This window comes from Terriglobales bacterium (assembly GCA_035487355.1).
GTDB lineage: Bacteria > Acidobacteriota > Terriglobia > Terriglobales > Acidobacteriaceae > QIAW01.
The window spans coordinates 26960-42583 of the sequence record DATHMF010000002.1; the positions used below are offsets into that span (position 1 = coordinate 26960).

The 15624-nt window shown below is 54.4% G+C and carries 9 protein-coding genes; 7 read left to right on the plus strand and 2 right to left on the minus strand.

Annotated features, from left to right (window positions below):
* Nucleotides 1-195 precede the first annotated feature (195 nt).
* The gene (locus VK738_00095; protein ID HTD21032.1) at nt 196-1281 is read right to left on the minus strand and encodes a substrate-binding domain-containing protein; all 1086 of its coding nucleotides are present in this window, start codon (nt 1279-1281) and stop codon (nt 196-198) included.
* Between the two features lie 12 nt (nt 1282-1293).
* Nucleotides 1294-3657 carry a glycoside hydrolase family 3 N-terminal domain-containing protein gene (locus VK738_00100; protein ID HTD21033.1) on the minus strand — a complete coding sequence of 788 codons (2364 nt, stop codon included), beginning with the start codon at nt 3655-3657 and terminating at the stop codon, nt 1294-1296.
* 130 nt (nt 3658-3787) lie between these two features.
* Here VK738_00100 and xylF point away from each other — a divergent pair, with 130 nt between their 5' ends.
* From xylF to VK738_00135, 7 genes are all read left to right on the plus strand, one after another.
* On the plus strand, nt 3788-4852 hold the full coding sequence (gene xylF / locus VK738_00105; GenBank protein ID HTD21034.1) for a D-xylose ABC transporter substrate-binding protein: 1065 nt from the start codon (nt 3788-3790) through the stop codon (nt 4850-4852).
* Nucleotides 4853-4870: 18 nt separating this feature from the next.
* On the plus strand, nt 4871-6412 hold the full coding sequence (locus VK738_00110; protein HTD21035.1) for a sugar ABC transporter ATP-binding protein: 1542 nt from the start codon (nt 4871-4873) through the stop codon (nt 6410-6412).
* A 10-nt stretch (nt 6413-6422) separates the two neighbouring features.
* Nucleotides 6423-7619 (plus strand): sugar ABC transporter permease, encoded by a 1197-nt coding sequence (locus VK738_00115; GenBank protein ID HTD21036.1) that lies wholly within the window; start codon nt 6423-6425, stop codon nt 7617-7619.
* 4 nt (nt 7620-7623) lie between these two features.
* On the plus strand, nt 7624-9129 hold the full coding sequence (gene xylB / locus VK738_00120; protein ID HTD21037.1) for a xylulokinase: 1506 nt from the start codon (nt 7624-7626) through the stop codon (nt 9127-9129).
* A gap of 16 nt (nt 9130-9145) precedes the next feature.
* On the plus strand, nt 9146-10315 hold the full coding sequence (xylA, locus tag VK738_00125; GenBank protein ID HTD21038.1) for a xylose isomerase: 1170 nt from the start codon (nt 9146-9148) through the stop codon (nt 10313-10315).
* A 202-nt stretch (nt 10316-10517) separates the two neighbouring features.
* Nucleotides 10518-14213 (plus strand): carboxypeptidase regulatory-like domain-containing protein, encoded by a 3696-nt coding sequence (locus VK738_00130; GenBank protein HTD21039.1) that lies wholly within the window; start codon nt 10518-10520, stop codon nt 14211-14213.
* 75 nt (nt 14214-14288) lie between these two features.
* Nucleotides 14289-15590 (plus strand): endo-1,4-beta-xylanase, encoded by a 1302-nt coding sequence (locus VK738_00135; GenBank protein ID HTD21040.1) that lies wholly within the window; start codon nt 14289-14291, stop codon nt 15588-15590.
* Nucleotides 15591-15624 lie beyond the last annotated feature (34 nt).

Genomic DNA, 15624 nt, shown 5'->3' on the forward strand with positions numbered 1-15624 from the left:
ATGAGGGGGTTGACATCTCCTACACAAAATTCCATGACCGGATCGACAATGGTCCTTATGACTTGTGCAACCTCTAGAGAAGCAACTCTATGTCGGCTGGACCGAACCAGGAGAGTGGTTGAACATGACCGTGGAAGTTGAGCGCGCAGGCATCTACAGTATCGATCTTCTCTATACATCGAATCGAGGCGGGGATTATCTGGAATTGCTTTGCCGGACGGATGACAGGGAGGCCTTGCGTTGTACCTCGCGAAACAAGTGCAGATTTGTCCTCAACACGATTCCGGGATTCAAGTAGTGGGCATGTGGAATGGTGATCCGGTTTAGCAAGTAGTCAGACAGCAGGCGAACAGCTTGCTGTCCCTGAAGATACGGATCCTGATAAATGGACGCCCGAATCGTCCCACGTTGCAGATGAGGTACCATTTCGGGAAAAAGGTCGGTTGTAATGAGCTGGGTTTCGCCTGCGCGTCCGTACCTCTGTAGGGCCCGGCATACAGGCAAGCAATTCACGGTGCTCACATAGATGCCACGCAGCCCTCGGTGGCTGGCAAGCAATTCGCAGGTCTTGCGATAGCTCTCCTTCTCCGATTCATGTGCCTCCAGGACTGCGGCGATCTTGCCATTCATGCAATCTTTCTTGAATCCGGCGCAGAAGCCCTTGGCTTTAAGGCGGTGCTCTTCGGTCGTAAGCATGCCTGTAATCATCGCTACTTCAGAGCCAGGAGGCACAAATTTAGCCATCAGCTCGGCGGCCAATCGTCCATTGAGTTCCGGGTCAACGCAAACCACGCTGGAGCGGCGGCTCCGAGGAGCATCCGTCGTGATGCAGATTACGCGCACATTTTGTTTTTCCGCACGGTTGATGAGCGGCGTCACCGATTTCGGGTTTCCAGGGGTAACGATAAGCGCGTTGACGCCGCGGGCCATCAGGGCTTTTACTTGTTCTGGTTCGCCTTCGCCCAAGCTTGCGACCGGACTGTATACGATCTCTATGCCGAGACCATTTACTCGCCGAGCCTCATCGAAGATTCCTGCCCGCATCTGGTCATAAAAGAAATGAATTTCCTCCGGGATGCACACTCCAATTCGTAGATTGGCACTTCCGACCGAAAGGATGCGGGCCGCGGGATGTGGCGTGTAGGCGAGCTTTTTGGCAATGCGAAGCACCTTCTTTCTGGTGGCTCCGCTGATTCCGGGCCGGTTGTGCAAAGCACGGTCTACCGTGCCAATCGAGACTTTGGCGAGTTCGGCAATTTTGTGAACGCCTGTCCGCTTCATTGGTTTGCCTGATTACTGAGCGATCACATTCAATTTGGTTTCAATCCAATCAACAGAATTGCCGCCGACCATGATTTTGAATGTACCAGGTTCAACGACGCGGTGCATTTCACGGTTCCAAAATGAAAGCTCATCTGGGCCAAGCGTAAACTCAACCGTCTGCGTGCCGCCTGGGGCGAGCGTGATACGGCGAAAGCCGCGTAATTCTTTAATGGGCCGCGTCACCGAACTCACCTCATCGTGGATATAAAGCTGCACAACTTCATCCCCAGGCACCGTGCCGGTATTGGTTACATCAATAGATATTTTGGTCTGACCCTCTGTGCCAATTGATTCCGGCGCTACCTTGAGGTTCGCATATTTGAAGGTCGAATAGCTCAATCCCCAGCCAAAGGGGAAGAGAGGTTGGGTAGTGCTGCCGAGATATTCGCGCTTTGCTGAGGGCTTCTGGTAGTAATAGTCCGGTAACTGTCCTACGGATCGAGGTACCGTTATGGGAAGCCTACCACCGGGATTGTAGTCACCAAAGAGCACGTCAGCGACCGCTGTCCCACCTTCCTGGCCCAGATACCAGCCTTCGAGGATTGCCGGCACATGCTCTGCAATATAGTTAATGGAATTCGGACGGCCATGCTGCAGGAAGACAATTACAGGCTTTCCGGTGGCAAGAATGGTTTTCACTAAATCATCCTGATTGCCGAGCAGGTCGAGGTTATCGCGATCGCCAGGGTGATTCGCCGCCCATGCTTCACGCGATGTCTGTTCATTGCCGCCAAGCGCCAAGATCACTATGTCAGCTTTCTTCGCAACCTTTACCGCGTCCTGGATGCGCTTAGCGTTCTCGGTCGGATCACCTAAAACAACTTTATCGGCATCCCAGTCAGGTTGGGTTTCCGTTATCTTGCAACCTTCAGCGTAAAGTACTTCAGCGGCTGAGCCAATCTTGTCTTTTATGCCCTGAAGAACGCTCACGCCGCGCCCGGGATCGCTGCTATATCCACCGAGATGAACGTCAGCGGCATTAGGGCCAATTATGGCGATGCGCTTGTACTTCGCTTTATTCAAAGGAAGCAAATTATTTTCGTTTTTCAGAAGAATGATTGCTTCATGCGCCGCTTTGAGCGCGAGTTGCTGATGCTCAGCACTGTTGGTGATCTTTTCGGCATCATCGGGATTCACATAAGGGTCATCGAAGAGCCCAGTAAGGAATTTCACGCGCAGCATGCGCACGACGGCGCGGTCCACGGTGGCTTCGGCAACCTTTCCCTGCTTCACTTGATCCATCAGACTGGGGTACGCGCTGGCGAAAGGCAATTCGACATCAACCCCTGACTCCAGGGCCAGCTTGGCCGCGGCTTCATTGGAAGGAACAACGTGGTGAAGGTTCTTCAAGTCGGTGATGCCGAAGTAGTCTGAAACCAGAACTCCATCGAACCCCCATTCGTGGCGCAGGATATCGTCGAGCAGATGCTTGTTACTGTGCGATGGAATGCCGTCAATTTCGTTGTAAGAAGCCATGACGCTTTGCACGTGCCCTTCTTTTACGGCCACCTCGAATGGCTTGAGAAAATATTCGCGGACGACTCGCTCGGAATAATTGCCCGGCGCCACATTGGTGCCACCCTCCGGTTGGCCGTGCACTGCGAAATGTTTGGCGGTAGCGATCACATGCGACTTATCAATGAAGGGTCCGGTTCCCTGAAACCCTTGAATGGCAGCTACGCCGATACGCGATCCAAGATAAGGGTCCTCGCCGTAGGTTTCTTCAGTGCGGCCCCAGCGCGGATCGCGCGCCAGATCGAGCACCGGAGTCAGACATTGTTGTGCGCCGCGCGCCCGAACTTCAGCGGCCGTCGCAGAAAAGACGTCATGAACCAAGTTTGGATCCCAGGTGGATGCCAGCGCGATGGCCTGCGGATAGGAAGTGCCTTTCAATGCGGCATGTCCATGAAGGCACTCCTCGTGGAAGAGGACAGGAATTCCTAGGCGAGTGTTCTCTTTCATCCATTTCTGGATGGTATTGGTGAACTCAGCCATTGTGCGCGGCCCGTGATTCACGCTCGGCCGTGACATCTCTCCCAGGCCGTTTTTCAGCAACACGGCGGCACGCTCGGGAAGAAACGCGCCTTTGTCATCAGTAAAGAGTGCCTGTGGATCATTGAAAAACCGCCGATCTTCCCATGCGCCTTCCAGTTGAGCAACTTTCTCTTCCAGCGTCATTCGTGAAAGCAAATCTGCTATCCGCTGCTCGACCGGAAGATTAGGATTGCGGTAGGGAAGATCTTGCGCTTGGGCAGTAAGGCAGAGAATAAGAAGGCCGGCAATCCCCATAAGTGCACGGTGCACGGCAACCCTGATTTGAGACTTGGTTTTCATCCGTTATCTCCATGCCAGACGATTTGCAATCCGCCTGGCCCGTGGTACTATATCATCGCCGTTAACGTACACGGTAAGGGATTTTTGAGTGCCATTGGACTGGCCTTTCCAGCGCGCAACGAGGTTTCTTATGCGATTTGCACGGATTCTGCTCTTTTCTGTTCTGACGTGCCTGTTTTTAACTGTTCCCGGATGCAAGACCGCTGGAACCAATACGGGAAAAAATGGGCCGATTCGCATCGGGTTCTCCATGGATTCTCTGCAGCTTGAACGATGGCAACGTGACCGCGATCTTTTCGTGCAGAAGGCCAAAGAACTTGGCGCTGAGGTATTGGTGCAGTCTGCCGACGGTAATGATTCCCTTCAAGTGCAGCAGGCCGAGAATCTGCTTACACAAGATGTGGATGTCCTGGTGATTGTTCCGCACAATGGCGAGATTGCAGCATCCATTGTTGACAGCGCAAAGCGGCAACATGTTCCGGTGCTTGCCTACGATCGCATCATTCGCGACAGCGACGTGGATTTCTATATTTCATTCGATAACGTCAAGGTTGGTGAGCTGCAGGCACAATATCTGCTCGACCGCGCTCCCAAGGGCAATTACGTTCTGATTGGAGGATCGCCCACCGACAACAACGCGCGCCTGTTTCGGGAAGGGCAGATGAATGTATTAAAGCCAGCGGTTGACCGAGGTGACATCAAGATTGTTGCAGACCAGTGGGCCAAGGACTGGCTGCCCAGTGAGGCCCTTCGGCACACAGAAAACGCTTTGACACAGGCCCGGAATAATGTGGTTGCTGTGGTTGCTTCCAATGACAGCACTGCCGGCGGGGTCATCCAGGCGCTGGAGGAACAGAAACTTGCCGGCAAAGCTTTGGTTTCAGGACAAGACGCCGATCTGACAGCCTGCCAGCGTATTGTTGGCGGCACGCAGTCTATGACGGTATATAAACCCATTGCTCCCTTGGCGAGCCACGCTGCTGAAATTGCTATTGCTCTCGCCAGACATTCCGCTGTGGAACCGAATGGAAAGGTGAACAACGGGTCCAAAGATGTTCCTTCTTTTTTGCTCACGCCGATTGCGGTTGATAAGAGCAACATGGCGCAAACTGTTGTCAAAGATGGTTTCGTGAAGATCGAAGATGTTTATCGCAACATCCCCCGCGACCAGTGGCCGAAGATAGCAAGCCATTAATTGCTGAGCGATTCATCCATGAGCGAAGTGCTCACAACCCGCCTGCCATTGCTTCAGATGCAGAACATCGTCAAGACTTTTCCTGGGGTGCGCGCGCTCGATGGCGTGAGCTTCGATCTGTATCCGGGTGAGATACACGCACTCGTGGGGGAAAACGGAGCAGGGAAATCAACTCTGATGAAGATCCTCGCGGGTGTTTACTCGCACTACGAGGGAGAAATACGCATCCAAGGTGAGTTGCGCCGCTTCCGCAACGTGCACGAGTCAGGAGATGCCGGGGTTGCGGTTGTGTTTCAGGAGTTGTCGCTGGTTCCAAAGCTCTCCGTCGGAGAAAACATTTTCTTAGGACGTGAGCCAAACGGATTTGGCATTGTGCAGTGGGAACAACTTTATTCCGAGGCAGCGAGATTGCTGCGTGATCTGGATCTCGATATTGACCCTCGTACCAATACGGAACGCTTGGGTACAGGGCGCCAACAGCTTGTGGAAATTGCCAAAGCACTATCCCGCAAAGCCAGCATTCTTGTGCTCGATGAGCCTACGGCAGCGCTGACCGATGTTGAAGCCGAAAACCTGTTTTCCATCTTGTGTGACCTTCGCGCGCAAGGCATCGGCATTATTTACATTTCGCACCGCCTCGAAGAGGTCTTCCGGCTGAGTGATCGCATTACCGTTTTGCGTGACGGCAAGACCGCTGGAACAGAAGCTACCGGAAATGTAAACCAGCAGCAGGTGATTGCGAAGATGGTGGGCAGGGAAGTTTCTCAGCTTTTCCCTGTGACGAAGCGAACTCCAGGAGTGACAGCTCTCGAGGTGCGCCACATCCGGGCCGAGGACCCGGCAGCGAGCAGCAGGTTGGCCGTGGAAGATGTGAGCTTCTCAGTGCGCTGCGGTGAGGTGCTTGGAATCGCGGGACTCATGGGCGCTGGGCGCACCGAACTTCTCACCGCTATTTTTGGTTCATTCCCAGGAAGAGTCTCAGGAGATATTTTCATTCAAGGCCAGCAAGTCAAGATCTCTCGACCTGCAGACGCAATCTCCCACGGCATCGGTTTTGTAACCGAAGACCGCAAGGGATCAGGGCTCATGCTCGGGCAGACGGTTCTTTGGAACATGACGCTGGCATCATTGCCGCGCCTTTCGCGCCGTTTTTTAACGGATGAATCCCGGGAAATCGCCGCCAGCCACCCGCTGTTCCAAAATCTGCGCATCAAAGCAAATTCTCTGTTCACTGGGGTTGGCACCCTCTCCGGAGGGAACCAGCAGAAAGTGGTGCTGGCAAAATGGCTGATGAATGAAACTCGCGTACTTTTTCTTGATGAACCGACGCGTGGTATTGACGTGGGCGCCAAGCAAGAGATCTACGCAATGATCAACAAATTGGCGGAATCGGGACTGGCGGTCGTAATGGTTTCTTCGGAGTTGCCTGAGGTACTCGGACTGTGTGACCGAATCCTGGTGTTGTACAAGGGACGAATTACAGGCGAATTCACGCGAGAGGAAGCCACGCCGGAAGATGTAATGTCCCGTGCCACTGGCCAGGTAGCGTGCCGCAATTAAAGAGAGGAATGTGAATAGCAATACAAAAACGATGTTGACGCAACCAACCGGACAGGCGAAGGCAGATGAGCCGAAAGAGTTACGTTGGCAAGCTCATGCCGGCAAGGTCCGTGCGTACAGCATGGTATTTGCGCTGATTGCTCTGTGGATCATCTTTACCGTGGTGACGGATGGCATTTTTCTCGGGGCGCGCAACTTTTCCAATTTGATCCGGCAAACCGCGGTCACCGGCATTCTTTCTGTCGGCATGGTGATGGTGATTATCACCGGTCAAATTGATCTTTCCGTCGGCTCGATTGTTGGGCTCTCAGGTATGGCTGCTGTGCTGGTACAAGTCTCTCTGGGTTGGGGCCTTGTTCCTTCTTTGCTTACTGGCATCATGGTGGGCCTCGCCATTGGCGCTCTTCAAGGATGGCTCGCTGCCTATGCACGAGTGCCTTCGTTCATCGTAACTTTAGGCGGATTGCTGGTGTGGCGCGGAGTGGCGAAGGGCATCAGTGGGGGCAACACTTATCCCATCGCGGTGCACTCCTTCAAGGCGTTGGGCCAATCGTATCTGAGCCAGACGTCGGGGATCGTCTTGATGGTGCTGGCCGTTGTTGCCACCATCGCGCTTGTCTTCCACCGAAACACAATGCGCAAGCGTCATGGTCTGGAACCATGGACGACCGGCCTGGCGGTTCGCATCCTGCTGCCTTCCGCACTCATCGTCGGTTTTGTAGTTGCGCTGAATGCATATGCAGGCGTACCGATCCCCGTTCTCATTTTCGTAACTGTGGCGTTAGTTGGGGCCTTCGCAACCCAGAACACAACATTCGGCCGGTACTTATATGCCGTAGGAGGCAATCCAGAGGCGGCGAAATTCTCAGGCATCAACCTGCGCGGACATGTGCTCGCGACGTTTTGTATTCTCGGCGCTTTATCGGGAATCGCAGGAATCATTTATACGGCGCGTGTCGGCAGCGCCGGACCGGATGCAGGCACGCTGCTTGAGTTGGATGCGATCGCAGCTTGCGTCATCGGAGGTGCAAGCTTAATGGGAGGCAGGGGAAGTGTCTTAGGCGCATGTTTAGGTGCTTTATTCATGGCGAGTCTCGACAACGGAATGTCGTTGAAGAACGTTCCCGATTTTACCCAGGATATTGTTAAGGGTTCCATTCTGGTGGTTGCGGTTGGTTTAGATGTTTTTGGAAGGCGGAAGGACTGAACGTATGCCAATGTACGTTCTCGGCATTGATATTGGCACGGGCGGCACACGCGCTGTGATTATGGATGACCGCGGCAGCATCGTCGCCTCTGCCACGGCAGAACACGAACCCTTCGCGTCTCCGAAGATTGGCTGGGCCGAGCAGCAGCCAGAGGATTGGTGGCGGGCTGCGCGTCTTGCCGTGCGCCAGGCGATTGCTCAGGGAAAGCTGCAGAAAGAACAGATCGCTTGTGTTGGATTCTCGGGACAGATGCATGGCGCCGTTATGCTCGATAGTTTTGATCAAGTTGTCAGGCCCGCGCTGATCTGGTGTGATGTGCGCACCGGGAAACAATGCCAGGAGCTCAGCCAGCAAATTGGTTTCGAGCGGCTCATTCAGCTCACCTGCAATCCGCCTCTGGCGAACTTCACTCTCACGAAGTTTTTATGGACGCGAGAGAATGAACCGGAAAATTGGAGCAGAGTGCGCTCGGTCATGCTCCCGAAAGATTACGTCCGCTTCAGGCTTACAGGAGAGCGGGCCATTGATGTTGCCGATGCCTCCGGCACTCTCATGCTCGATGTGGCACGGCGTCAGTGGTCAGCAGAGGTCTTACATGCTGTTGGAATTGATCGAGCAATTTTGCCTGACTTGTATGAATCACCTGAGATTTGTGGAAAAGTTTCTGCCAAGGGTGCTGAAGAAACCGGCTTGGCCGCCGGCACACCGGTGGTGGCCGGAGCGGGAGACCAGGCGGCGGGCGCTGTAGGTATGGGAATCGTTGCTCCCGGCGTAGTGAGTGCCACGATTGGGACCTCAGGGGTTGTTTTTGCGGCTACGGATCGTCCGGCGCTCGATCCGGCAGGCCGTTTGCATACCTTCTGTCACGCGATTCCAGGCCGATGGCATGTGATGGGAGTGACCCAGGCCGCGGGACTTTCCCTGCGATGGTTTCGCGACACCTTCATGAGCGCGTGGGCACAAGATGGAGCAGACCCATATGAACGGCTCACAGCGGAAGCCGCAACGACACCGGCCGGTGCAGATGGGCTTCTGTGGGCTCCGTATCTGATGGGTGAACGGACACCGCATCTTGATCCGAACGCACGCGGAGTCCTGGTGGGGCTGACGGCTTCACACACACGCGCGCACGTCGTACGGGCCATTCTTGAAGGCGTGGCTTTTAGTTTGAAAGACACATTCACAATTTTCAGCGAGATGAACTTGCCGGTGAAGCGTATTCGGCTGGGTGGTGGAGGAGCAAGGTCTTCCTTATGGCGGCAGATTCAGGCTGACGTGTACGGCGATGAGGCAGAAATCGTCGAAGCCGAGGAGGGCGCGGCATACGGAGCCGCCATTCTTGCTGGCGTAGGTGCAGGCCTATGGCCATCCGTAGACAAGGCATGCGAGTCAGTAGTGCGGGTTGCCAACCGCGTCCAGCCCAATGCGGCCCATGCTTCGGCGATGGAATCCAACTACGCAGCGTACCGTCGAATCTACCCGGCGATGAAATCTATTTTAAGTTCCTAGAGGCATTTTGATGACTATGAGCACTGATCAGTATCAACCAAAACCGGAAGACAAATTTTCATTCGGGCTATGGACTGTAGGAAATCGCGGACGAGATCCCTTCGGAGATTTTGTGCGGCCCCCTATCTCTCCCGTGGATATCGTGGCCATGCTCAGTGAATTGGGCGCTTGGGGGGTGAATTTACACGACAACGATCTGGTGCCGATTGATGCGAGCGCGGCAGAGCGCGACCGCATCGTGCGCGAATTTAAGAAGGCGTGTAAAGAAAATGGGATTGTTGTGCCCATGGCGACGGTCTCGCTATTTTTCCATCCGGTTTTTCGTGATGGGGCCTTTACCGCAAATGATCCTGAAGTGCGCGCCTATGCTTTACAAAAAACCATGCGCGCGATGGACCTGGGAGCAGAACTGGGCGCGAAGATCTTTGTGTTATGGGGTGGCCGTGAAGGCGTAGAAACCGATGCCTGCCGTCGTGCCGATGAGGCCATCCAACACCTGCGGGAAGCCATCAACTATCTTTGCGAATACAACATTGATCGTGGATACGGATTCAAATTCGCGCTCGAAGCCAAACCCAATGAGCCGCGCGCAGACATTTATATGGCCACCACCGGCCACTATCTGGGCTTTATTCCTACGCTCGATCATCCCGAGATGGTTGGCGTCAACCCTGAGGTTGCGCACGAACAGATGGCAGGGTTGAATTTCATGCACGGCGTTGCGCAGGCATGGGAAGCCGGCAAGCTTTTTCACATTGATCTCAACGACCAGATGCCGGGCCGCTACGATCAGGATTTGCGTTTTGGCTCGGCCAACCTCAAGTCTTCGTTCTGGCTGGTCAAGTTTCTGGAGGACGTCGGTTATGACGGACCCCGTCACTTTGATGCTCACGCCTATCGCACAGAAGATAGCGCCGGAGTAAAAGATTTTGCGTGCGGCTGCATGCGCACTTACTTGATTTTGAAAGAGAAGGCCGCACGCTGGAATGCGGACCGGGAGATTCAAGCAATTCTGAAAGAGATCTCAACCACTCCCAACAGCGTTCCGCAGACCGGGCGCTACTCGAAGCAAGGGGCCGCAGCTTTGCTGGCACATCATTTTGATAAAGACGCAATGGCAAAGAAACGATTGCCTTATGAACACCTCGACCAACTCACAATCGAAATTCTCACCGGAATACGATGAGCGACAACACACGGGAGTAGAGCAACGTTTAGAAAAACTAAATCGACTTCTTTAGTTTTACTGGATTGACTGTTCATAACGAATAACCTACCGTCCTAGCCGAGCAGTAATTTCCGCGATCGCATGACCGCGCCCGCAACTTCGGGGGCGAGAGGTCTTCGAGGCGGGTGTGTGTATTTTTCAACGTGGGGGAGGGTTAATCGTGAATAGACTTATCAGCTTTTTCATCCTGTTGTCAGTCATTCTGTATACAGGAGCAGCGAGCGCGCAGGAAACGCGTGCCACACTCAGTGGTCTGGTAACAGATCCTTCATCAGCGCCGGTTGTGGGTGCAAAGATCACCGTCATAGAAATTCGTACCGGCACGAAGACGGCGACGGTTTCCGACAATGCCGGGCAATACACCGTTCCTTTTTTGCCCCCGGGCGATTATGAAATCAACGCCGAGGCCCAGGGGTTTAAGCAATTCGTTCACCGGGCAGTGCACATTGAATCGGGCAGCCATCCTGTCATTGATATCCGGCTTCAGATTGGCAACAACACCGAATCAGTGACCGTAACTGCGGAAACCCCGCTGATCAATTCAGCCGATGCTTCGATTGGCCAGGGCATGACCACGCAGCAGGTGGAAGATTTCCCGCTGAATGGCCGCAACCCGATGATGGTGACACAACTGGCCATCGGCGTCATCGCCACCGGCAATCCTACGCTGGTGCACCCATTCGACAATGGTGCAGCTTCGGGATGGAGCATGGGAGGAACGCCTGCGCAGACTGCTGAAATCCTTATGGATGGAGCGCCGAATGCCACGTGGGACAATCGCGCCGCCTACTCTCCGCCCCAGGAAGCGGTGCAGGAAGTGAAAGTCAAGGCCTTCAACACTGACGCCGCTTTTGGCCATACCGGCAGCGGCACCATCAATGAGGTCATGAAGACGGGCACGAACAAATTACATGGTTCGGCGTACGGATTTGCCCAGCCTTCCTGGGCATCAGCCAACAGTTTCTTTAATAACCGAAACAACGTCGCCCGGCCCAACACGAATTTCAATCAATATGGGCTGACGGCCGGCGGCCCGGTGATCGTGCCCAAGCTGTACAACGGTCGCAACAAGCTGTTTTGGTTTTTCGCGTGGGAGGTGCTCAAGGACGGCCAGCCCAACCCAAAGCTGCTGACCGTGCCGACGAGCGCAGAGCGGCAAGGCGACTTTTCATCTTTGCTGACCCTCGGCAGCCAAAGCGTTCAAATTTACAACCCGTACAGTGGAACGCTTAGCGGCACAAAGGTCAATCGCAAGCCCTTTATGTGCGATGCGAGTGGTAACCCATTAGCTCCTAATATGACCCCGGGGCCGACTTTCGGAACACAGGCCAGTGGCATACCATGCAACAAGATCCCACAGCAACTGCTCAACCCGGTTGCTTTGGCGTATCTGAAGTTTTATCCGCAGCCCAATGTTACCGGAACTGCGACAGGGTATTCGAATTACGCTAACACCGCGACCACCAATGACGATTACAGCAACGAGTTGGGCCGTTTGGATTGGACCATGAGCGAGCGCAGCCGGCTGGCATTTAACGTCCGCCACAACTCCGAGTTCCAATCGAAGAACAACTATTTTCTGAACAACACGACCGGTTCCGACCTGCAGCGCAACAACTGGGGCGCGACCGCCGACGAGGTCTTCATTATTAATCCCAGCACAGTGCTGAATGTGCGCGCGAACTACACTCGGTTGAACGAGTTCCATCCATCGCCCAGCGCCGGCTTCGACCCGACGAAACTCGGTTTCCCGTCGAACATTACAAGCACCAGCCAGTACCTGCAGTTACCGGCGATCAGCTTCGGCTCGAGTTGCGGCAACGATACCACGCAGGCAGCGAGCTTCGACTGTTTCAGCGGGACCGGCTCAGACCGGATACCTTCACAGTCCTATCAATTGTTTGGAGATGTGCAGAAGCAGTTGAGCTCGCATTCACTGAGGTTCGGGGTTGACGCCCGGCAGTACAAGCTGGATGCCCAGAGTTTCGGCGCCGCCACAGGAAGCTACAGCTTCGCGGGGATAGGTGCCACGAACTCATGGACAAACGGACCCACGGCTTCCACGGCCCCGGGATTTGGCCAGGATTTCGCGGCGTTCCTTCTGGGCTTGCCCACCAGCGGCACGTACAACCTGAGCAGCCGGGGCACTTACACCGGCTACTATTATGGATTGTTCGTACAAGATGACTGGCGTATCAGGAAGAACCTGACGATCAATTTAGGCCTGCGCTACGATCATGACACCCCGTACTCGGAGAAGCTTGGGCGCACAGTAAACGGTTTTGCCTCCACTGCGACGAACCCGCTTGCTGCCGCCGCTGTTCCCGCTTACAACAGCAAGCCCATCCCTCAGATCCCAGTGGGCAGTTTCAACGTGCCGGGAGGGTTAACGTTTGCCAGTCCCAGCGATGGCTCGATCTACAGCAACACCTCGCATCTGGTGAGCCCTCGGGTTGGTTTCGCATGGTCGCCAGACTTATTTAACGGAAAAACTGTTATTCGCGGCGGTTTTGGAGTCTTTGTGCAGCCCATCGCCCTATCGAATCTGGCTCCCACCGGCGCCTACTCCAGCAGCCCGGTTCTCACGCAAGAGGGCTTCAGCCAAACCACACAGCTAGCGGTCCCCAGCAACTTCTTGTTGCCGACTACCACGCTGAGCAACCCGTTTCCAGTAATCGTGCAGCCGGCGGGTTCGGCGGCCGGCTTAGCGACCTTCAACGGCCAGAGTATTGATTTTCTCGCCCCCAATGCTAAGAATCCCTATTCAGAGCGTTGGACATTTGGCATCCAACAGTCGGTTACGCCGAATCTGCTGTTCGAGATTGCCTATATCGGCAACCACTCTGTGCATCTTCCTATCGCACTCACGCAGCTCAACGGCATTCCGCGCGCCTACTTGAGTACACTGCCATACCGCGACCAGGCGCTAATCAATTCGTTGACCGCAAACACCCCCAATCCGTTTGCAGGATTGATCCCGAATGTTGCGAGCTTCAATGGCGCGACTATAGCAGTGCGGCAGTTGCTGGCCCCGTTTCCACAATACCCCGTCGCTGATTCAACCAGTTTCAGCTCAGGCGTGGTTGAGCACAATGCCAGTCTGGGCAGTTCGTCCTTCAATAGTCTCAACGTGCGCGTGGAAAAGCGGATGTCACACGGACTGCAATTGGTAACGACTTATATCTGGTCGAAGCTGATTGAGCGGGACGAGTGGCTTAACAACACCGACCCGGCGCCAGAGAGGCGGATTTCCCCCTTCGATCACAGCCACCGCTTCATCACCGCGGTGAACTATGACCTGCCGATCGGCAACGGAAAATTGTTGAATCTAGGTTCCGGTTGGATGGATAAGGTCCTGGGCGGCTGGAGGATCAACGGCATTTACACCTACCAGACGGGCGCGCCGATCGTCTTCATGAACGGCAGCACCACCAATCCGGGCGACTATTCGTTGTGCAGCGTAGCCGTCACTGCCGTCGGGAGCTGTCCAGCGTCTGCCACATTTTTTACAGCTCCTTTACTTCTGAACAACCGGCAAACGGTTGGGACCGCCTTCGATACGTCTCATTTCGCGACGCTGACGAACTACCAGTTCCAATTTCATCTCCGTACCTTGCCCACAACCTTCAGTAATCTGAGGCAGGATGGAACGAACAACCTGGATGCTTCGATTATCAAGAGATTCGCCATGACCGAGCGGGTATACATACAGTTGCGCTTGGAGGCCTTCAACCTCCTGAACCATCCCACGTTTGGTGCTCCGAACCTGCAAGCGACCAGCACCAGCTTCGGTATCATCAACACCCAGGCCAACAGGCCGCGGCAGCTTCAGTTTGGAGCGAGGTTTGTATTCTAGCTGTCTATTCCCAGCGGGCCTGGGGTGAGGAGAAATAAGGTCACACAAAGTACCTGAGAAATATCGCATCCAGATTTGAGGTCGCGCGCACGTAATGTGCGCGCGATTTATTTTGGTGGCTCTCCATGCCTGCAGATTTGCAACCCGGCTGGTCCGTGGTACTATACCAGCGCCGTTAACGTACACGGTAAAGGATTTTTGAGTGTGACGAACCTGGTTTTCGCAGCCCAACCGGGCATTTTGATGTCGACTCTGCTCATGGGTTGTATGTGTTTCCTGCTGCCGTCACGTTCGTGTCAAACAGCGGCACTGACACCGCTTCAAATCCAGGACAATATCCCATCGGTCTATCAAACTTTCACAGACTACTTTCCCATTGGTGCTGCCATCTGGCGCGGTGACATCACCGGCCCGCACAGCGACTTGTTGAAGAAGCACTTCAACAGCATCACAACCGAGAACGACATGAAATGGAAATCCATCGAGCCTGCCGAGGGCGCATTCGACTTTGCGGCTGCCGATGCCCTGGTTGCCTTCGCAAAGGCCGATCACATGAGAATCAGAGGGCATACATTGTTGTGGCACAAGCAGAATCCTGCCTGGCTGTTCAAGGATGCGAACGGCCGCGACATGCAGCCCACAGCAGAGAACAAGGTGCTGCTGCTCAAACGTCTCGAGAACCACATCCGCGCCGTAGTTTCACATTACAAAGATGATGTGTATGCCTGGGACGTGGTCAATGAGGTCATTGATCCCAAAGAACCCGATGGCTTTCGTCGAACCAGGTGGTTCCTGATCACCGGTACCAACTACATTGATACCGCATTCCGTACCGCCCACAAGATTGCGCCCAATGCCAAGCTGTACATCAATGACTACGATACGACTGATCCGGCGAAGCGAACATTTCTCTATAACCTGGTTCGCGATCTAAAAAGCCGGGGCGTGCCCATCAACGGCGTCGGACATCAGATGCACAGCAATATAGGTTATCCGTCCGCCGATGCAATCGTGGAAACAGTGAACATGTTTTCCGGATTGGGAATGGATAACCAGATCACAGAACTGGACATTAGCATTTACAAAGATTCCACCAGCAGCTACAGAGACGTGCCGGAAGAAATTCTGGTCCAGCAGGGCTACCGCTATAGGGACTTGTTCCAGGCGTTCCGCAAGTTGAAAGGCAAAATCAGCGCAGTTACATTTTGGGGCGAGGCGGATGATCACACTTGGTTGAAGAAGTTCCCGATTCAACGGCTTGACCTGCCACTACTATTCGATGAGCAATTGCAGGCCAAGCCTGCCTATTGGGGTGTGGTAGAGCCTTCACGGCTGCCGGCGCCCGCCAGTTCAAAACCAGCGGGAATTGTCAGATGAGGCAACCGGCATACGTAACTCCGCTCGCAACGAT